This is a genomic window from Sideroxyarcus sp. TK5, assembly GCF_054601595.1.
In genome coordinates, this window is sequence record NZ_BAAHSJ010000002.1 from 225,775 (window position 1) to 245,765 (window position 19,991).

20 protein-coding genes and 1 other RNA gene are annotated in these 19,991 nt (G+C 60.6%); 18 read left to right on the top strand and 3 right to left on the bottom strand.

Going from position 1 to position 19,991, the window contains the following annotated elements; all coding sequences use genetic code 11:
• Positions 1–149 precede the first annotated feature (149 nt).
• Positions 150–1,034 carry a protease HtpX gene (gene htpX / locus ACYPYQ_RS04215; protein WP_459720182.1) on the top strand — a complete coding sequence of 295 codons (885 nt, stop codon included), beginning with the start codon at positions 150–152 and terminating at the stop codon, positions 1,032–1,034.
• A 49-nt stretch (positions 1,035–1,083) separates the two neighbouring features.
• Here htpX and ACYPYQ_RS04220 read toward each other — a convergent pair whose 3' ends face one another.
• Positions 1,084–1,827: an MlaA family lipoprotein gene (locus tag ACYPYQ_RS04220; RefSeq protein ID WP_459720185.1), complete on the bottom strand. Its 744-nt coding sequence runs from the start codon at positions 1,825–1,827 to the stop codon at positions 1,084–1,086.
• Positions 1,814–2,707, bottom strand: a complete 894-nt coding sequence (gene ylqF, locus ACYPYQ_RS04225) for a ribosome biogenesis GTPase YlqF (RefSeq protein ID WP_459721203.1) — start codon at positions 2,705–2,707, stop codon at positions 1,814–1,816. Before ylqF ends, ACYPYQ_RS04220 begins: the two co-directional genes overlap by 14 nt.
• 97 nt (positions 2,708–2,804) lie before the next feature.
• On the opposite strand from ylqF, the gene ACYPYQ_RS04230 reads away from it, so the two are divergent.
• From ACYPYQ_RS04230 to ACYPYQ_RS04280, 11 genes are all read left to right on the top strand, one after another.
• Positions 2,805–4,325, top strand: coding sequence for a fumarate hydratase (locus ACYPYQ_RS04230; RefSeq protein ID WP_459720188.1), 1,521 nt, complete (start codon positions 2,805–2,807; stop codon positions 4,323–4,325).
• A 24-nt stretch (positions 4,326–4,349) separates the two neighbouring features.
• On the top strand, positions 4,350–4,781 hold the full coding sequence (locus tag ACYPYQ_RS04235) for a hypothetical protein (RefSeq protein ID WP_459720193.1): 432 nt from the start codon (positions 4,350–4,352) through the stop codon (positions 4,779–4,781).
• Between the two features lie 784 nt (positions 4,782–5,565).
• An RNA gene (gene ffs, locus ACYPYQ_RS04240) (signal recognition particle sRNA small type) lies at positions 5,566–5,664 on the top strand.
• Between the two features lie 45 nt (positions 5,665–5,709).
• Positions 5,710–7,320, top strand: a complete 1,611-nt coding sequence (dnaX, locus tag ACYPYQ_RS04245; protein ID WP_459720197.1) for a DNA polymerase III subunit gamma/tau — start codon at positions 5,710–5,712, stop codon at positions 7,318–7,320.
• 15 nt (positions 7,321–7,335) lie between these two features.
• Positions 7,336–7,653, top strand: a complete 318-nt coding sequence (locus ACYPYQ_RS04250; RefSeq protein ID WP_459720200.1) for a YbaB/EbfC family nucleoid-associated protein — start codon at positions 7,336–7,338, stop codon at positions 7,651–7,653.
• Positions 7,654–8,253: a recombination mediator RecR gene (gene recR, locus ACYPYQ_RS04255; RefSeq protein WP_459720203.1), complete on the top strand. Its 600-nt coding sequence runs from the start codon at positions 7,654–7,656 to the stop codon at positions 8,251–8,253. It begins immediately after the preceding gene.
• Positions 8,250–9,074 (top strand): 23S rRNA pseudouridine(2605) synthase RluB, encoded by an 825-nt coding sequence (gene rluB, locus ACYPYQ_RS04260; RefSeq protein WP_459720206.1) that lies wholly within the window; start codon positions 8,250–8,252, stop codon positions 9,072–9,074. Before recR ends, rluB begins: the two co-directional genes overlap by 4 nt.
• A gap of 97 nt (positions 9,075–9,171) precedes the next feature.
• A complete protein-coding gene (locus ACYPYQ_RS04265; RefSeq protein WP_459720209.1) occupies positions 9,172–10,347 on the top strand; it encodes an adenylate/guanylate cyclase domain-containing protein in 1,176 nt (391 codons plus the stop codon).
• 25 nt (positions 10,348–10,372) lie between these two features.
• A complete protein-coding gene (locus tag ACYPYQ_RS04270) occupies positions 10,373–10,780 on the top strand; it encodes a TssQ family T6SS-associated lipoprotein (protein ID WP_459720212.1) in 408 nt (135 codons plus the stop codon).
• A gap of 22 nt (positions 10,781–10,802) precedes the next feature.
• Positions 10,803–11,981, top strand: coding sequence for a serine/threonine-protein kinase (locus tag ACYPYQ_RS04275; protein WP_459720215.1), 1,179 nt, complete (start codon positions 10,803–10,805; stop codon positions 11,979–11,981).
• Positions 11,982–11,995: 14 nt separating this feature from the next.
• Positions 11,996–12,415: a protein YgfX gene (locus ACYPYQ_RS04280; protein WP_459720218.1), complete on the top strand. Its 420-nt coding sequence runs from the start codon at positions 11,996–11,998 to the stop codon at positions 12,413–12,415.
• 5 nt (positions 12,416–12,420) lie between these two features.
• Here ACYPYQ_RS04280 and nadB read toward each other — a convergent pair whose 3' ends face one another.
• A complete protein-coding gene (gene nadB / locus ACYPYQ_RS04285) occupies positions 12,421–13,998 on the bottom strand; it encodes an L-aspartate oxidase (RefSeq protein ID WP_459720221.1) in 1,578 nt (525 codons plus the stop codon).
• A 188-nt stretch (positions 13,999–14,186) separates the two neighbouring features.
• Here nadB and rpoE point away from each other — a divergent pair, with 188 nt between their 5' ends.
• The 6 genes from rpoE to lepA all read left to right on the top strand — a co-directional run bounded on the left by rpoE (position 14,187) and on the right by lepA (position 19,986).
• Positions 14,187–14,786, top strand: coding sequence for an RNA polymerase sigma factor RpoE (gene rpoE / locus ACYPYQ_RS04290; RefSeq protein ID WP_459720223.1), 600 nt, complete (start codon positions 14,187–14,189; stop codon positions 14,784–14,786).
• Positions 14,787–14,788: 2 nt separating this feature from the next.
• Positions 14,789–15,262, top strand: a complete 474-nt coding sequence (locus tag ACYPYQ_RS04295; protein ID WP_459720227.1) for a sigma-E factor negative regulatory protein — start codon at positions 14,789–14,791, stop codon at positions 15,260–15,262.
• Positions 15,263–15,288: 26 nt separating this feature from the next.
• Positions 15,289–16,257, top strand: coding sequence for a MucB/RseB C-terminal domain-containing protein (locus tag ACYPYQ_RS04300; RefSeq protein ID WP_459720230.1), 969 nt, complete (start codon positions 15,289–15,291; stop codon positions 16,255–16,257).
• Positions 16,250–16,690: a SoxR reducing system RseC family protein gene (locus ACYPYQ_RS04305; protein ID WP_459720233.1), complete on the top strand. Its 441-nt coding sequence runs from the start codon at positions 16,250–16,252 to the stop codon at positions 16,688–16,690. The genes ACYPYQ_RS04300 and ACYPYQ_RS04305 overlap by 8 nt, the downstream gene beginning before the upstream one ends.
• A 22-nt stretch (positions 16,691–16,712) precedes the next feature.
• Positions 16,713–18,104 carry a DegQ family serine endoprotease gene (locus ACYPYQ_RS04310; protein ID WP_459720235.1) on the top strand — a complete coding sequence of 464 codons (1,392 nt, stop codon included), beginning with the start codon at positions 16,713–16,715 and terminating at the stop codon, positions 18,102–18,104.
• An 88-nt stretch (positions 18,105–18,192) separates the two neighbouring features.
• On the top strand, positions 18,193–19,986 hold the full coding sequence (gene lepA, locus ACYPYQ_RS04315; protein ID WP_459720237.1) for a translation elongation factor 4: 1,794 nt from the start codon (positions 18,193–18,195) through the stop codon (positions 19,984–19,986).
• The last annotated feature ends 5 nt before the right edge of the window (positions 19,987–19,991 follow it).

Consider the following 19,991-nt stretch of genomic DNA (forward strand, 5'->3'; position numbering starts at 1 on the left):
AACGCCATGGCATCCATCCGGCAAGCGAACTTTCTGCGCGGAATATCGTCACAAGCGCGGCTTGAAATTGTGGCGCTGCAGCCCCATATGGCCCAGCGAACGGACAAAAGTCCCTGTGGATGTGATTATTAAATGACGGAGAGTGTCGAATGAAGCGTATCTTCTTGTTCCTGTTGACCAACATCGCCGTGCTGGCGGTGATCAGCATCACCCTGCGCATCCTCGGCGTTGACCGCTGGATGGATGCCAGCGGCGGTATCAACTTCAATGCCTTGCTGGTGCTGTCCGCCGTGATCGGTTTTTCCGGTTCCATCGTATCGCTGCTGATGTCCAAGTGGATGGCCAAGCAGTCGACGGGGGCTCATGTCATCGAGCATCCGCAGGATCCGACCGAGCGCTGGCTGGTGGACACCGTGCGCCGCCAGGCGCAGGCCGCCGGCATCGGCATGCCGGAAGTGGCGATCTACGATGCACCGGACGTGAATGCCTTCGCCACCGGCTGGAACCGCAACAACGCGCTGGTCGCGGTGAGCACCGGTCTGCTGCACAACATGAGCCGCGACGAGGCGGAGGCGGTGCTGGCACACGAAGTGAGCCATGTGGCGAACGGCGACATGGTCACGCTGGCCCTGATACAAGGTGTGGTCAACACCTTCGTGGTGTTCTTCGCCAAGCTGTTCGGTTACTTCGTCGATCGTGTGTTGCTGAAGAACGACGGTCGCGACGGCCCCGGCATCGGCATGTTCGTGGCCGAGATCGCGGCGCAGATCGTGTTGGGGGTCCTGGCCAGCGTCATCGTGATGTGGTTCTCGCGCCAGCGCGAGTTCCGTGCCGACGCGGGCGGTGCCAGCCTGGCAGGCCGCCAGAAGATGATCGCCGCGCTGGAGCGCCTGAAGGCCAACCACGAACAGGCGGCAGCGTTGCCTGAGAACATGTCTGCCATGGCTATCTCCAGCGGGGGCGGGTTCTCCAAATTGTTCATGACGCACCCGCCGCTGGATGAACGTATCGCCGCCTTGCGCGAAGGACGTTGAGCCGCAGGCAGTACAGGAAACGGAACGGCGGGGACATCCCCGCCGTTTTTCATTCCTCGTCGTCGAAATCCTCGTAGCGCTGACGCGGCGGCTCGCCGTCGTAGACCCGGCTGCGCCGGTTCATCAGGTAGGCCTCGCGTATCGAGCTGTAGCGGTCGATGCTGGTGCTATCCAGCAGCTTCTCGTTATCCAGCAGATGCACGCGCGCGTTGAAAGCCTCGCCGGCGTAAGCCGTGTTGCGCGTGGGGACATGCGGCGTGTTGCTGATGGGATCCACGTGGCTGTCCGCATAACGGCCGAGGCCGTCGCGCACCGAGCTGGGGCCGAGCAGGGGCAGCACCAGATAGGGGCCGCTCGGGGCACCCCAGTAACCCAGGGTCTGCCCGAAATCCTCGTCATGCTTCTCCAGGCGCGAGGTGACTTCGATCAGACCGAACAAGCCGAAAGTGGTGTTGAACACGACGCGGCTGCCGTCGTTGGCGGCCTGTTTGAACTTCAGCTGCAACAGGTCGTTGAAGGTGACCGCGACGTCATCCAGATTGTTGAAGAAATTGTCCACCGCCAGCTGTCCCGGTCTGGGCATGGCTTTTACGTAGCCTTCCGCCAGCGGTTTCATCACGGCGCGATCGATGGCATCGTTGAAATTGAACATCGCGCGGTTGTAGGTCTCGAAGGGATCTTTCTCCTGCGTGTAACGGCTCAGGTGGGTCGTGCTGCAGGCGCTGAGCAGCAGGCAGGCCAGCAGCAGCGACAGGCGCGAAGCGGGCATGGAGGGATGTTCAGGTTTCATCATGCGGCGGATTATAAGCATTTTCTGATAAAGCCAACATCTGCGCACGCGACGAGGGGGTTTCCAGACTGATGCCGCCGAGGACACCGCTGCGGTAATCCTGCAGCAGGGTGATCGCCGCCTTCTCCAGATCGAATTCCTGTCCTTTGATGCGATAGCCGCGCTTGCGGGCGATGGTCTCGATGAGCGCTACGCCATCCAGTCCTTGCATGGGCGTCTTGTAGCGTTGCTCAAGCAGTGCCGGATAGCGTGCCACCAACAGGTCACCCAGACAGGCGGCGACCTCACCCTCGTCATAAGCATTGCGTCCGATCAGGTTGCTGGCGGCGAGCAGGATGCCGTCGCTCTCGTGCTCGATCTTGGGCCACATCATGCCGGGCGTATCCGTCAGTTGCATGGTGGGACTGAGGTCGAAGTGCTGCAGGTTCTTGGTGATGGCCGGTTCGTCGCCCACCGCTGCCGTGCGGCGCTTGAGCAGGGCATTTATGAAAGTGGATTTGCCCACGTTGGGGATGCCCATCACCATCATGCGCAGCGGTTTGATGGTGGTGCCGCGGTGCGGTGCCAACGGCAGACAGAGCTTGGGTATCTTCGCTGCCTCGCCCGGTTTCTTGCAGGATAACGCGACCGCCCTGACACCCTTCTGGCCGTTGAAATGATCCAGCCAGGCCTTGGTCACATTCGGGTCGGCCAGATCCGCCTTGTTCAATACCTTGAGGCAGGGACGCTGGCGGTGTTCGCGCATCTCGCGCAGCATCGGGTTGCTGCAGGCCTCCGGCACGCGCGCATCCAGCACTTCGATGACGACATCGATGCGCTCCATGGTCTCGGTGGCCTTCTTCTTCGCCGAGGTCATATGTCCGGGGAACCACTGGATCGCCATGCTGGATGAGGTGAGTTGTGTCGAGGCGCGCATTCTAACCGTTTGACGCTGACTGCCCACACTTCCATAATCGGTCATCCCCCAACGAGGCCCCGTCATGACCGCCATCCGCCAGCAGGACTTCATCGGCAGCATCGCCGACGCGCTGCAATTCATCTCCTACTACCACCCGCAAGACTACGTGCAGTCGCTGGCAGAAGCCTACCAGCGCGAGCAATCGCCCGCCGCCAAGGATGCCATGGCGCAGATCCTAAGCAACTCGCGCATGTGCGCGCTTGGCAAGCGCCCGATCTGTCAGGACACCGGCATCGTGGTCGCTTTCGTCAAGGTGGGCATGGACGTGCGCTGGGACGATGCGACATTGAGCGTCACCGACATGGTGAACGAAGGCGTGCGCCGCGCCTATCTCGACCCCGACAACGTGCTGCGCGCGTCAATCGTGGCCGACCCGGCCGGACGCCGCAAGAACACCGGCGACAATACGCCCGCCGTGGTGCATTACGAACTGGTGCCCGGCGACAAGGTGGAAGTGGACATCGCGGCCAAGGGCGGCGGCTCCGAGAACAAATCGCGTTTCGCCATGCTCAACCCCAGCGACGACATCGTGGAGTGGGTGATCAAGCAACTGCCCGGCATGGGCGCGGGCTGGTGCCCGCCCGGCATGCTCGGTATCGGCATCGGCGGCACGGCGGAGAAAGCCATGCTGCTCGCCAAGCAGGCCTTGATGGAACCCATAGACATGAAGGAGCTCAAGGCGCGCGGTGCACAGAATCGCATCGAGGAATTGCGCATCGAACTGCACGACAAAGTGAATGCACTCGGCATCGGCGCGCAAGGACTGGGTGGCCTCACCACTGTGCTGGACGTGAAGATACTTGACTACCCCACGCACGCCGCTTCTAAGCCTGTTGCATTGATTCCCAACTGTGCGGCCACGCGCCATGTGCACTTCACGCTGGACGGCAGCGGCGCAGCCAGCTTTGAACCGCCCAAGATCGAGGACTATCCCGACGTGCACTGGCAACCCGCTCCCGATGCGCGCCGCGTGAATCTGGATAACGTCACGCGCGCCGACATCGCGCGATGGCAGCCGGGCGAGACCTTGCTGCTTTCCGGCAAGTTACTGACCGGTCGTGATGCAGCGCACAAACGCATGGTGGACATGCTCGCCAAGGGCGAGCCGTTGCCGGTCGATTTCAATGGTCGCTTCATCTACTACGTCGGCCCCGTCGATCCCGTGCGCGACGAAGTGGTCGGTCCGGCTGGTCCCACTACTGCCACGCGCATGGACAAGTTCACCGAGACCATGCTGGCCGAGACCGGGCTCATCGGCATGATAGGTAAAGCCGAACGCGGCAAGACCGGCATCGAGGCAATCAAGAAACACGGTGCGGTGTACCTTATCGCCATCGGTGGTACGGCCTACCTGGTTGCCAAGGCCATCAAACAGGCGTGCGTGGTCGCGTTTGCCGACCTTGGGATGGAGGCGATCTATGAGTTCGAGGTTCAGGATATGCCGGTGACGGTGGCGGTGGATACGCAGGGGAGGTCAGTGCATGAGACGGGGCCGAGGGAGTGGCAGGGGAGGATTGCGGGGATTCCGGTGAAGGTGGTGTGATACTGCGTCCAAATTATGTTTGCCATGCAAAAGCGAACAGTGAGTCGAAACCGTATTGCCTACTTCATCAGCTTGGCTGCGCTTTCCGCCGCTATGGTCATTTGGGGTGATTTATTCCGCTGGTCAAAAGTCATCCATCTCCCCGAGTGGGCTAACGCGTTGCCCGAACCTCTCATGCTTCCTGCGTATATAACCTTTGTGTGTCTGCTGCCAGCAGCCCTTGGCGCCGATAACATGGTCTCCGCCCGCTCTGCGGTGTTGAGCACCGTGCTTATTGCCCCAGTCGTTGCTGTTGCTACCTATGCGTTAGAGCCGCTGCATCAAAATGCAGAGCTGCTGTTCAATGCGCTATTCCACTATGTCTGGATTGTTCTTTTTTTCTGCGTCTTGCCCGCGATTCTGGTTATTCTCATTCGAGTGCTTATCGAATTTGTGCTCAAACAAGTGCACGGTTAATTCAGCTAACGTAGGGGGGGCAATAACCAACGCGCATTGCACCGTATGGAATCCAAGTCAACACCGTCGGGGGTTGCCCGACAGCAAGTTACTTTCTTTTGCTTCGCCAAAAGAAAGTAACCAAAGAAAAGGCGACCCTGGTTTGCCGCCCCTACGGGGTGCCCAGCGTTGCTCGGCAAGTCAGGCGGCTGCGGAACTCGCGCTGCGCGCTCAAACAGTCCTCACCGACTACCCCTGACTTGCCTGTGCTACTCGGCGGCGCACAAGGGATAGAAAATCTACTGCGGTATTGTGTGCGCTTTGCGCACGCTTCGTTTTGTTTTGGCGAGGCGGGCGAGCCCGCCTCGCGGGTTGGTTTTTTGGTTTTCAGGTTTTGCCTTTCTATCCCCTGTGCAGCGCCGAGTAGCGGAGACCAGACAGGGGAAGTCCGACGAATATGTTTGAGCACGTGGCCGCGTAGCGGATCGTGCGAGTTTATGAGGAGGCCTGTCTGGTTGAGCAACGGAGGGGACCCCGAAGGGGCGCTGCACCGGGGGCGCCCTCTTTTGGTTACTTTTCTCGGCAAGACGAGAAAAGTGACTGGCTGTCGGGCCACCCCCGACGGTTTTGCTTTTGAATTCAAACAAACTGGCGGGCTACGCCTACACTTCGATACGGCTTCGCCTACTCAGGACGAACGGCCTAGAGGTCATCCTTATCATGGATTTATCCCCGCTTTTCGACTATCATGCGCGCCAGTCTTGAGGCGCGTATTGCCAGCCTGCAAGATACGATTTCACGAATTGGCGGGTCTCCCCGCATTACAGCGCAGTGAACCTGGTCAGGTCCGGAAGGAAGCAGCCACAGCTGATGTCTGTAAGTGCCGGGGGTAAGGCTCGCCTCCTTATTTATCGAGGGTGTTGCACTCGACAAGCGGAGGCAGGGCGAAATGTCTGCGACTTCAGTTTTAGCACGCAAATGGCGTCCCCGAACCTTCGCCCAATTGGCCGGGCAGGAGCATGTGGTACAGGCGCTGAGCAATGCGCTGATGCAGAACCGTCTGCATCATGCTTACCTGTTCACTGGCACGCGCGGCGTGGGCAAGACCACCATCGCGCGCATCTTTGCCAAATCCCTGAATTGCGAATCCGGCGTGACCGCCGAACCATGCGGCGTATGCAGCGTGTGCAAGGAGATCGACAGCGGTCGCTTCGTCGATCTGATTGAGCTGGACGCGGCGTCCAACACCCAGGTGGATAACATGCGCGAGTTGCTGGAGAGCGCGCTGTATGCGCCGACCAGTGGCCGCTACAAGGTCTACATCATCGACGAAGTGCACATGCTGTCGAAGTCTGCCTTCAACGCGATGTTGAAGACGCTGGAAGAGCCGCCCGCGCATGTGAAGTTCATCCTCGCCACCACCGATCCGCAGAAGATCCCGGTCACTGTGTTGTCGCGCTGTCTGCAGTTCAACCTCAAGCAGATGCCGCCCGCCTTGATCGTGTCGCATCTGCAGTATGTGCTGGGGCAGGAGAACATTCCGTTCGAGAACGGCGCGCTGAATCTGGTGGCGCGTGCCGCGCAGGGCAGTATGCGCGATGCCTTGAGTCTGATGGATCAGGCCATTGCCTATTCCTCTGGCAAGGTGGACGAAGCGCTGGTGCGCACCATGCTGGGCGCTATCGATCAGGGCTATCTGTTCGATCTGATGCAGACCCTGCGTGCGGGTGATGGTCCTGGTCTGCTGCGCATCGCGGACGATATGTCCATGCGCAGCATCGCCTTTGAAGCCGCTTTGCAGGAGTTGGCGACCCTGCTGCACCGCATCGCTTTGGCGCAGACCATCCCGCAGGCCATTCCAGACGACGAGCCGGAGCGCGTGCGCTTGCTGGAGCTGGCGCAGCAGTTCACGCCGGAAGAGATACAGCTGAATTACCAGATCGCCATCCACGGTCGTAACGAGATCGAACTTGCACCGGACGAATATGCCGGTTTCACCATGACCTTGTTGCGCATGCTGGCGTTCGCGCCGCAGGCCGCGGGCGCTGCGACGAGTGCTCCGCAGGCCGCGCCACGTAGTGCGCCGGTGGCGAGTGCGGTCCGTGCGGCGGAACCGACGCCTGCCCCGGCGCCTGCCAAAGCCGCAGCTGCTCCGGCTCCGGCGATGACGGGGGGCGCCGATCTGGATTGGCATACCTTGCTGGCCCAGCTCAACCTGTCGGGCATGGCGCTGCAGCTGGCGAAGAACAGTCTGCTGACAAGCTTCACAGAGGGGCGGGTGCTGTTGCATCTGCCGCCGCAGCACAAACATCTGCAGAGCAACAAGATCGCGCAGGAGAAGCTGCAGGCTGCGTTGAGCGAATATTTCGCGCGTCCGGTCCGGCTGGAAGTGGAGCTGAGTGCATCGAACGAGGTGGCGACACCCGCAGTGGTGGAGCAGCAGGACAAGCAGAACCGTCAGCAGCAAGCCGAAGATGCGATCCGTCAGGATGCATTCGTGCGCGATGCGCAGGCGATACTGGGTGCGCAATTGATCGAAGGGTCCATCAGACCCGTATAACCGGAGGAAGTGAAGATGATGAAGGGCGGATTGGCCGGGCTGATGAAGCAGGCGCAACAGATGCAGGCGAACATGAAGAAGGCGCAGGATGAGCTGGCCACCATCGAGGTGGAAGGGCAGTCCGGCTCCGGTATGGTCAAAGTGACCATGACCTGCGCGCATGAACTGCGCCGCGTGACGCTGGACGACAGCGTGATGGACGACAAAGAGATGCTGGAAGACCTCATCGTCGCCGCCGTCAACGACGCCAACAAGAAGGCGGCGCAGACCACCGAGCAACGCATGAGCGGGTTCACCGCCAAGCTGCCGCCGGGCATGAGCCTGCCGTTCTAAATGAAGACACCTTCCAGTCTGGAAGATCTGATCGACGCCTTGCGTTGTCTGCCGGGCGTCGGCCCGAAGTCCGCGCAGCGCATGGCCTATCACCTGCTGCAGCGTGACAGGGAAGGTGCCATGCATCTTGCGCGCTCCCTGAGCCATGCGGTCGAAAGCGTCAAGCATTGCAGCAAGTGCAACAACTTTTCCGAGCAGGAGATATGTTCCATGTGCAGTTCGGTGCAGCGTGAAGCGGACATGCTGTGCGTGGTAGAGATGCCGGCCGATCTGTTGATGATGGAACAGGCGCAGTGTTATCGCGGTATGTATTTCGTGCTGATGGGGCGCTTGTCTCCGCTGGACGGGGTGGGCGCGCGCGAACTGCCGCTGGAGCGTCTGGTCAAGCGTGCGCAGGAGTTGGCATGCGAGGTGATCCTGGCGACCAATTTCACGGTGGAGGGCGAGGCGACGGCCCATTATCTTGCGACCTTGCTCACGTCGCAGGGGATCAAGGTGTCTCGCATCGCGCGGGGCTTGCCGGTGGGCGGTGAACTGGAACACGTGGACAGCGGCACATTGGCGCAAGCCGTATTCGAAAGGCGTGAGATAGCAGCATGAGTGAACAGGGCGAACGGTTGCAGAAGGTGTTGGCGCAGGCCGGTCTGGGCTCGCGCCGCGAGATGGAAGCCTGGATCGCGGCGGGGCGCATCACGGTGAATGGCGCGGTCGCGACACTGGGCGTGCGCGTTGCAGAAGGCGACCGCGTGCAGGTGGACGGTCGCAACATCCGTCTGAAGCTGGAGGCGGAGCCGAAACTGCCGCGCGTGCTGCTCTATCACAAGCAGGAAGGCGAGATCGTCAGCCGGGACGACCCGGATGGCCGGGCCAATGTCTTTGATGAGCTGCCGCGCCTGCGCGGGCAGAAGTGGATCGCCATCGGACGTCTTGATTTCAACACCAGCGGGCTGCTGATCTTCACGACCTCCGGCGAGCTGGCGAACCGTTTGATGCACCCGCGTTTCGAGGTCGAGCGCGAATATGCGGTGCGCGTGCAGGGTGAGATGTCGCCCGAACAGATGAAGCAGATGGTCAACCAGGGTTTGGAACTGGAAGACGGATTGGTGAAGTTCGACAAGCTGAGCGACGAGGGCGGTGAGGGCTTCAATCACTGGTACCGCATCGTCATCAAGGAAGGGCGCAATCGCGAAGTGCGCCGCACTTTCGAGGCCTTGGGCTTGCCGGTCAGTCGTTTGATGCGCGTGCGCTTTGGTATTGTCAACCTGCCGCCGCGCATCAAGCGCGGCATGATGGCCGAGTTGGGCGAGGGCGAGGTGCGGGCGATCATGGAGTGGGTCGACTTGCCGGTTCCTGCGCCGCGCCAGCAGCGCCCGGATGCGCGGCCCGGCAAGATGACTCGTGCCAAAGTACGGAAAAATTGAACTGGCGGTAAACCCCTAGTGTCGTTAGAATCCGGCAGGTTATTTTTGGCCGTGTTTGAGCCATCCGTGGGCGGAACGCGAATGACAGATTGGACACATGGAACAAAGAGGCAATAAAACCATCGTTTGCTCGGTCTTCTTCCTGGATATCGTCGAATATTCCAAGAAGTCCGTGTCAGGCCAGATATCCCTGAAGGAGCGCTTCAACGCCTTCCTGTCCATCGCTATCCGCGATGTGCCGGTGGCGGACCGCATCATCCTGGATACGGGCGATGGTGCTGCCATCAGTTTCTTGGGTGACATCGAGGACGCACTGCAGGCCGCGCTGAGCGTGCGCAGCAGTTTGCTGGGCGAGGGGGTGCGCATGGATCCGCCTCTGCTGGTGCGGATGGGGATCAATCTTGGCCCCGTGCGACTGGTCAAGGATATCAACGGTCAGCCCAACATCGTCGGTGACGGGATCAATGTGGCCCAGCGCGTGATGGGTTTTGCCGATCCCGGGCAGATCCTGGTGTCGCGCTCTTACTATGATGCCGTGTCGCGCTTGTCGCAGGAATATGCCGGCATGTTCCACTATCAGGGTTCGCGCACCGACAAGCATGTGCGCGAACATGAGGTGTACGCGATCGGATATCCGGGCGATTTCACGACCACACAGCGTAGCGTGGAGATCGAGGAAGAGATCGAGCACACGCATGGTGTGAAAAGGATAGTGGCATTGTCCAAGCGTTACTGGTACGAATTCCTGCGTCAGGCCTCCGGATATGAGCGGCATGCAGTGGCCATCTTCAATCGCGCGAGCAAGCAACAGCGTGCGGCGATCATCGGGGTGGCGGCATTGGTATTGGCTACCTCGGTGTTGGCGGTATATAAACTTGCACATCGGAGTGAACCGGAGCCGGCCAATGCGGTCGTAGCGGCCGTGCCGCAGACGGAGCCGGCCAAGCCAGCCCCCCCGGCTGCGCCAGCGCCTGCGCCCAAGGTCGAAACGCCAGCGCCGGAGAAAAAGATACAAGGAGTGAAAGAGAGTGCGCGCATCCGCACGCTTGAAGACACGACCGGCGGTCCGGCGGTGATCAGTCTGGCCATCCTCCCTTGGGGCGAGATATATCTGGATGGGAAGAAGCAGGGCGTGAGCCCGCCGCTGATGGAGTTGCAGGTGGTGGCAGGGAAGCACACGCTGGAAATCAGGAATTCGACATTCCCGGCGCATAAAGAAGTGATCTGGGTAAAGCCGGGCGCAAACATAAAAATCAGGCACAGTTTCAAGTAGCCCGATCGAACAGGAGAGTTGAAGGATGTTACGTTGGATGGTGGCGGGCTTGGGTTCGCTGGTGCTGGTCGGCTGCGGATCGGTGGTCGGGACCTGCGAAGACGGCAGTGGCGGTATCCGCCTGTTCGGGGATAGCGTCGCCAAGCGGTTCCTGGCCAAAGGCGTCAGCGAGTACGAGGCTGGCAACTACGTCAATGCCAAAACCGCGTTGCAAGGTGTGCTGGAGAACCAGTATGCCACTCGATACGAGACATTATGGGCGAACAAATATCTGGCTTTCATCCACTGTGTTTCCGGCGACCAGAAGTCGTGCCGGGACCATTTCAGGAACGTGCTCGAGATCAATCCGAATTTCGAGCTGTCGGCCGCCGAAGCGGGGCATCCGCTATGGGGGCCGGTCTTCCGCAGCGTGAAGGGTGCCGTCCGGAAGTGATCATTCGGAGCCGTTACGCGCCATGATCAGCCAACTCGGTCGTTATGAAGTCATCAGCGAGCTAGGCCAGGGGGCCATGGGGGTCGTGTACAAGGCACGCGATCCGCTCATCGACCGCGAAGTGGCGATCAAGACCATCAATCTCAGTCTGGCCTTGGAAGAGCGCGAAGAATACGAGGCGCGCTTCTATCAGGAGGCCAAGGCGGCTGGCCGGCTGAGCCATCCGAATATCGTGACCATCTATGATGTGGGGCGGACCGGCGATATCGCTTATATCGCGATGGAATATCTGCATGGCCGCGAATTGCGCGATGTGCTCAACGAGAACAAGACATTGCCGGTGCAGCAGGTGCTGGATGTCATCATCCAGGTGGCGCAGGGACTGTCCTATGCCCATGAGCATGAGATCGTGCACCGGGACGTGAAGCCTTCCAACGTGATGATCATTCGCGATGGACATGTGAAGATCACCGATTTCGGCATCGCGCGCATGGCCTCGGCGGCCGTGCGCACCCAGACCGGCATGGTGCTGGGCTCGCCCAAATACATGTCTCCCGAACAGGTGCTGGGCAAACTCACCGATCAGCGTTCCGATATCTTCTCACTCGGTGTGATGTTGTACGAGATGCTGACAGGGCAGGTGCCGTTCATCGGCGAGAACGTCAATGCCATCATGTACCAGACGCTGAACGCCATTCCCGCACCGCCCAGTAATGCCAATCCGGCAGTGCCGGAGATGCTGAACTATATCGTTGCCAAGGCGCTGGCCAAGGATCTGGACGCACGTTATCAGAATGCCAACGAGTTGGTGAACGACCTTCGCGCCTGTCGTGAAGCGTTGCCTCGCGCGGCGGATGTCGCACATGCGGCCAAGCGACCCGCCATGATCACGCGGACGATGGATGGGGACGAGGAGGCCAAGCCTGTCATAGCGCTGGGCCTGTCGTCGTCCTTCGATTCGAACGAGGCGACGATGCGTCTGGCAGCGATGACCGCCAGCAAGGAAGAGGTCGAGGAGCTTTCCAAAACCCTGCGCACCGAGCGTCCCAGCATGGCTGAGATCAACCGGGCAGCCCCAAAAACCGGTGTGTCGCATCATGCACGCCACAGGTCTGAGCCGGCAAGAAATGGCGGCGGTTACCTGCTGCTGGTCATCGTTGCATTGATCGTGCTCGGCCTGTTCTCCGCACTCATCTTCTGAGTCCTTCGCGCCGGATGGGCACACGAGTCCGGTTCACGCTGCAACCTTCGCGGACATTGTTCCTCTTGTTGGCCGCTTTCGCGACCCTGACGATCCTGACGCTGTCCCAACTACCTGTCGCCAGCGCCTGGCAGTGGATAGGCTATTCGGTGGTATCGGTCCACACGGCATGGTTGCTCTGGCGGGATGTCGCGTTACGCTCCGGTCGGTCATGCATCGCGTTTGCATACGACAAAGACCGCCGGGTTTCACTGGAACTGCGCAATGGCGAGCAGGTGTCGGGGGTGGTGCGGTCGGATACGCTTGTTCTTCCTTGGTTGGTATTGCTCAACGTGGCGATCTCCGGTCAGGGTGTCAGGAGTCTGCTGCTGTTCACGGATGCGATGCCTGCCGATGCGCATCGCCGTTTACGGGTGTTGTTGCGGAACGCGTAGCGCTTTCAGTCTTGCGGGCGCAATATCGTCGGTTGCGCGTGTGGAGCGGTCAGCGGGAAGTCCTTGCTGTAATGCAGGCCACGACTCTCGTGGCGCGCCAGCGCACTCCGCACGATGAGGTCGGCAGTCTCGACCAGATTGCGCAGCTCCAGCAGGTCGGATGTCACATGGAAGTTCCGGTAATACTCATTGATCTCTTCGCGCAACAGGCTGATGCGGTGCTGGGCGCGCTGCAGCCGCTTCGTGGTGCGCACGATGCCGACGTAATCCCACATGAAACGCCGCAATTCGTCCCAGTTATGCGACACCACCACCAGCTCGTCCGCATCGGTGACGCGGCTCTCGTCCCAGTCGGGTAGCGGCTCGGGCGGTTCCGAGCTCCCGGACAGGATGTCTTGCGCGGCGGCGTCCGCGAACACCAGACATTCCAGCAATGAATTGCTGGCGAGGCGGTTGGCACCATGCAGGCCGGTATGTGCCGTCTCGCCGATAGCATAGAGGTCGTCGATATCCGTGCGTGCCGCAAGGTCGGTCATCAGGCCGCCGCAGGTGAAGTGCATCGCCGGTACCACCGGGATGGGCTGGCGCGCGATATCGATCCCCAGTGACAGGCAGCGTTCATGGATGGTGGGGAAATGCTCCCGCAGGAAGGCTTCGGACTGGTGTGTGATATCCAGATAGACGCAGTCCAATCCGCCTTTCTTCATCTCGTAGTCGATGGCGCGGGCGACCACATCGCGCGGCGCCAGCTCGGCGCGCTCGTCGTGCCAGGGCATGAAGCGCGTGCCGTCCGGTAGTCTGAGGATTCCGCCTTCGCCGCGCACGGCCTCGCTGATGAGGAAGGACTTGGCATGCGGGTGATACAAACAGGTCGGATGGAACTGCATGAACTCCATGTTCGCCACCCGGCAGCCGGCGCGCCATCCCATGGCGATACCGTCGCCGGTCGCCGTGTCCGGGTTGGTGGTGTAGAGATAGACTTTTCCGGCACCGCCGGTTGCCAGGACGGTGCGCGCTGCCGAGAGGGTGTCGACTCTGTCGCTCGATGTGTCCAGCACATAGGCACCGAAACAGCGGGTCGGTGATTTGCCGATCTTGCGGCCGGTGATCAGGTCGATCGCGATGTGATGCTCCAGCACGGTCACATTGGGATGGGCGCGCACCTTGTCGGCCAGCGTCTGCTGGACGGCTTTTCCCGTGGCATCGGCGGCATGGATGATGCGGCGCTTGCTGTGCCCGCCTTCGCGGGTGAGGTGGAAATCCTGACTTGCGTTGTCCTCTTTCGAGAACGGCACCCCCTGATCGATCAGCCAGCTGACGGCGGCAGCGCCGCGCTCCACCACGAAACGCGTAGTCTCCGGGTCGCACAGGCCAGCCCCCGCCGTCAGGGTGTCGCGAATATGTTCGTCGTGGCTGTCGTCGGGGCTCAGGACTGCGGCGATGCCGCCCTGGGCCCAGGCGCTGGCACCATCCAGCAGCGAACGTTTGGTGACGATGGCGACCTTTTGCCGGTCGGCCAGTTTCAGGGCAAGCGTCAGACCGGCCAGGCCGCTGCCGATGATCAGGGTATCAAAGCTCAACACGATAGGGAAAAGGCGAAGGAATCATTGGCCCGACTATAGCAAAACTTGTGATGAAAACGTGGAAATGAACTTATTCAGGATGGTGCTGTCCATTGCCGCGTTACGGGCAAGGCTGACGATGTGCACCCGTCCGGTTATACTCTCGCGCCGCACATCGCGGCGCAATCAATACAAAACCGGGAAACGGAATGGGTGACAGGGAGGTCGATCAACAGCTGGTGGAGCGCGCGCAGGGTGGCGACAAGCACGCGTTCGAGCTGCTGGTGGCCAAGTATCAGCGCCGTTTGGGGCGTCTGATCTCTCGCTTCGTCCGCAACCCGGGTGAGGCCGAGGATGTCACGCAGGAAGCCTTCATCAAGGCCTACCGTGCATTGCCGGCGTTCCGCGGTGACAGTGCGTTCTATACCTGGTTGTACCGGATCGGCATCAATACAGCCAAGAACCACTTGTTGTCGCAGGGGCGCCGGGCACCGACCAGCACGCCGCTGGACGCCGAGGAAGCCGAGGCGTTCGAGGATGCCTCCTTGTTGCATGAGGTGGCGACGCCCGAGAACGAGTTGATGAGCAAACAAGTGGTCGAGGTGGTGAACTCTTCCCTGCAACAGTTGCCTGAGGACTTGCGCACCGCCTTGACGCTGCGCGAGATCGAAGGTTTGAGTTATGAAGAGATCGCGTCGGTGATGAATTGTCCGATCGGCACGGTAAGGTCGCGTATTTTCCGTGCGCGAGAGGTGGTGGCAGCGAATTTGCGTCCGTTGCTGGGTACTAGCGAAGACAAGAGGTGGTGAGCATGAAGCAGGAGATTTCGGTGTTGATGGATGGCGAGATGTTCGAGGACGAAGCGGATGTACTGCTGGACAAGTTGAAACGCCATCCCGAGACAGACCGTGACTGGGCTACCTATCACCTGATCGGGGATGCCCTGCGCCAACCTGATCATGTCAATCGCGACTTCATGGCCGCATTCCACGAGCGCATGCTGGCAGAGCCGACCATCCTCGCCCCGCGTCGACGCCAACAGCAGCGCATCAAGCAATACGCGCTGTCGGCAGCCGCTTCGGTCATGGCGTTGGCACTGGTGGCTTGGCTGTCCATGCAGGTCGGACAGGAGCCGGCTCCGCAGATGGCCAGTGTGCAACAGCAGAACATGGTGCGCCCGGTGGCATTCCATGCAAGCGATTATCTGATGGCCCATCAGGAGTTCTCCCCCAGTGCGGATGTGCAGGGCGCGGCGACCTACATCCATTCGGTGGCAGCAAAATAGTGCGTATGCGGATAGCCAGGGCCGGGATGCTGCTCGCATTGCTGCCGTTGTGTGCGGCGACGGTGCAGGCCGATCCTTTGCTGGACGATGCCGATTGGTTGCGCACCATGGCCTTTGCGGCGCACGAGACCAATTACAGCGGTGTGTTCGTCTATCAGGCAGGAGGCCGGGTCGAGACCTCCCGTATCACACATGTGGTCGACGAGCACGGCGAGCATGAGCGCCTGCAGGGGCTGGACGGGCAGCGACGCGAAGTGATACGCAATAACGATCAGGTCTGGCTGCAGCTGGGCGACAAGAAAGTGCACTTCGAACAGCAGCGTCCTCGCCGCGCCTTCCCGGCGCTCCTTCCCGAGCAGATACAGAGTCTCAAAGAGAATTACATCATCAGCCAGCAGGAAGAGGACCGTGTGGCTGACCACCATGCCCACACATTGCTGCTGCAGCCCAAGGACACGTTGCGCTATACGCGCAAGATGTGGGCGCACAGCGAATCCGGCCTGCTGCTGAAGGCGGTGGTCCTGGATGAGCGCGGCAAGGTGATCGAACAATACGCTTTCTCTCAATTGCAGATCGGCGGCGACATCGATCGCAAATGGGCTGTGCCCGATGAAAAGGTTGCGGAGAAGATGGCGCGGCGCAAGCATCTCTCGCCGCTGCCAAACCACAATCTGGCGAATGTAGCCAGCGGTTGGCAGGTGGATGGCATCCCTCCCGGGTTCAAGAAGATCCTCGAGATGAGTCGCAACATGCGCGACAAGAAGTTCCCGGTCGTGCATATCGTCTATTCCGACGGACTGGCTGCCTTGTCGGTTTTTGTCGAGCAGGCCACCGATGCCGCAGGGTATCGCGCCGGCTTGAAAAGCCAGGGGGCGGTACACATCTACAGCAGGCTGATCGGTGACCAGTTGGTGACGGTGGTGGGCGAGCTCCCGCCGCGTGCGGTGATACAGGTCGCTGATTCGGTACGTTACGCGGGCAAGCAAGATGAATGAGATGCGAGCCATCGTGCTGAGCCTGCATGGCTCGGAGGCGGAGATCGCGCCGGTAGGCGGCAACGGTTGCGGCCATTGCGCGAGCGGCAATGGTTGCGGCAGCGGCAAGCTGTCCCAACTGTTCTGCAGCAGCAAACCGCGCAGTTTCAAGGTAGGCAATGCCGTCAACGCCCAAGTGGGCGATGAAGTGAACGTAGGCCTGCCCGATGGTGTTTTGTTACGCAATTCGATACTCATGTACGTGTTGCCGCTGATGTGCATGTTGGGGGCGGCATTGCTGGCTTCCGGCATCTTCGCCGGGGCGCGGGATGGTGCTGCATTGCTGGGTGCCGCTGCGGGATTGGTGGCCGGCTTTCTCGTAGTGCGGCAGTTGACGAAACGGTCGGGGATGCAGGCTGTGGTGCGCTCGGTTGTGAATGCGGCCGGTTCCTGAACGGATTCAACAGGAGGTTTGGATGTTCGAACGTTCTATTGCGCTTTTGCTCGGGTTGTTGTTGGTCGGCAACGTGTCGGCCAAGGATCTCCCTGACTTCACCGAGCTGGTCGAGAAACAGGGGGCTGCGGTGGTGAATGTAAGCACCAGCCAGACCCTTTCTGCGCAGCAGATGCTGCCAGGTTTGCCCAATTTGCCGGAGAACGACCCGTTCTACGAATTCTTCAAACGCTTTGCACCGCAGGTGCCGCGCCAGCAGGAATCGCAATCGTTAGGCTCCGGCTTCATCATCAGTGCGGATGGTTACATCCTGACCAATGCGCATGTGGTGGATCGCGCCGACAAGATCACGGTGCGACTGAGCGACAAACGCGAATTCAAGGCGCGCGTGGTCGGGGCCGACAAGCGCACCGATGTGGCCTTGCTCAAGATCGAAGCCGGCGGCCTGCCCACGGTGGCGCTGGGCAAACCGGACCAACTCAAGGTCGGCGAGTGGGTCTTGGCGATCGGTTCGCCGTTCGGTTTCGACAGCAGCGTGACGGCCGGTATCGTCAGCGCCAAGGGCCGTTCCCTGCCGCAGGAGAACTTCGTGCCGTTCATCCAGACCGATGTTGCGATCAATCCCGGCAACTCGGGCGGACCGCTGTTCAACATGAAGGGTGAAGTGGTCGGCATCAATTCACAGATATACAGCCGTTCCGGCGGTTATATGGGATTGTCCTTCTCCATCCCCATCGATGTGGCGATGGATGTGGTCAAGCAATTGCGCGCCACGGGCAAGGTCACGCGCGGCCGTATCGGCGTCACCATCCAGGAAGTGACGCGTGAACTGGCCGAATCCTTCGGTTTGAAGAAAGCCGCCGGGGCGCTGATCTCCGGGGTGGAGCGCGGCGGCCCGGCGGACAAGGCCGGCGTGCGTGCGAGCGATGTGATCCTCAAGTTCGACGGCAAGCTGGTGGAAAGTTCTTCCGATCTGCCGCGCATCGTGGCGGCGACCAAGCCGGACAGCAAGGTGCCGGTGTTGATCTGGCGCAAGGGCAATACACTGGAAGTCTCCCTGGTCGTGGGCGAGATCCAGGATCCGAACGAGAAGGTGGCGGCGCAGATCGACCCGGCAGATGCGCAGACCCAGAGCGTGCTGCGTCTGGGATTGAGCGTGATCGAACTGACCGACGAGCAAAAGGCGGAATTGCAGGTCGACGGCGGTCTGCTGGTGGTCGATGCCAAAGGCGCAGCGGCACGCATCGAGATACAACGCGGCGACGTCATCCTTGCCATCGGCAACATCGAGATCCGCACCGTGGCTCAATTCAACGAGATCCTCAAGCAAGTACCGCCGGGACGCAGCATCGCTCTGCTGGTGCGCCGCAACGACGGGACGGTCTACATTCCGGTCCGGCTGGACGAAAAATAAGCTGCCTTCCGGCAGTGCCCGTCAAAATCGGCTAGAATGCGCGCCCTGCGCAACTGCCGAATTTGACGGGATTTTTATTTCAAACCTCATGCAACATATCCGCAACTTCTCCATCATCGCCCATATCGATCACGGCAAGTCCACGCTGGCCGACCGCATCATCCATCTTTGCGGGGGCTTGTCCGAGCGCGAGATGGAGGCGCAAGTGCTGGACTCCATGTCCATCGAGCGCGAACGCGGCATCACCATCAAGGCGCAGACCGCTGCCCTGAACTACAAGGCGCGCGATGGACAGGTGTACAACCTCAACCTCATCGACACCCCGGGGCACGTGGATTTCTCCTATGAAGTGTCGCGCTCGCTGTCGGCGTGCGAAGGTGCGCTGCTGGTTGTCGATGCTTCGCAGGGGGTGGAAGCGCAGACCGTGGCCAACTGCTATACAGCACTCGATCTGGGCGTGGAAGTGGTGCCGGTGCTGAACAAGATCGACTTGCCCTCCGCCAATCCCGAGAACGCCATCGCCGAGATCGAGGATGTGATTGGCATCGATGCGCAGGAGGCGGTGCACTGCTCGGCCAAGACTGGTTTTGGGGTGGAGGATGTGCTCGAGTCCCTGATCGTCAAGGTGCCGCCGCCCAAGGGCGACCCGGCCGCGCCGCTGCAGGCGCTGATCATCGACTCGTGGTTCGACAATTATGTCGGTGTGGTGATGCTGGTGCGCATCATCAACGGCACGCTCAGGCCCAAGGAGAAGATCCTGTTCATGGCGACCGGCGCGCAGCATCTGACAGAGCACCTCGGTGTGTTCACCCCCAAGTCGCAGGATCGCGAGTCCCTGTCTGCGGGACAGGTCGGTTTCGTCATCGCCGGCATCAAAGAGTTGAAGGATGCCAAGGTCGGCGACACCATCACCCATCTGGCCAGGCCGGCTGCTGCCGCCTTGCCCGGCTTCAAGGAGATCCAGCCGCAGGTGTTCGCCGGCCTGTTCCCGGTGGAATCCAACCAGTACGAAGCGCTGCGCGACTCGCTGGAGAAATTGAAGTTGAACGATTCCGCGCTTCAGTTCGAACCGGAAGTGTCGCAGGCGCTGGGATTCGGCTTCCGCTGCGGCTTCCTCGGCCTGCTGCACATGGAGATCGTGCAGGAACGTCTCGAGCGCGAGTTCGACATGGACCTGATCACCACGGCACCGACGGTCATCTACGAAGTGGTGCAGCGTGATGGCACGGTACTGATGGTGGACAACCCGTCAAAGTTGCCGGACATGGCCAAGGTCGAGGAGATCCGCGAACCTATCGTCAACGTCAACCTGTATATGCCGCAGGAATATGTGGGGGCGGTCATCACCCTGTGCACGCAGAAGCGCGGCGTGCAGATCGACATGACCTATCATGGCAAGCAGGTGTTGTTGAAATACGAGATGCCGATGGGCGAGATCGTGCTGGATTTCTTCGACAAGCTGAAATCGGTGTCGCGCGGCTATGCTTCGATGGATTACGAGTTCAAGGAATACAGGACCGCAGATGTCGTGAAGGTGGATATGCTGATCAACGGCGACAGGGTGGACGCCTTGTCCATCATCGTGCACCGCAGCAACAGCCAGTACCGCGGTCGCGAAGTGGCAGCCAAGATGCGCGAACTGATCCCTCGCCAGATGTACGATGTCGCAATCCAGGCAGCCATCGGTTCCAACATCATCTCGCGCGAGAACGTGAAGGCCCTGCGCAAAAATGTGCTGGCCAAGTGCTACGGCGGCGATATCACCCGCAAGAAGAAACTGCTGGAGAAGCAGAAGGCGGGCAAGAAGCGCATGAAACAGGTGGGAAGCGTGGAGATCCCGCAGGAGGCCTTCCTCGCGATCCTGCGTGTCGACGATAAATAAGAGGC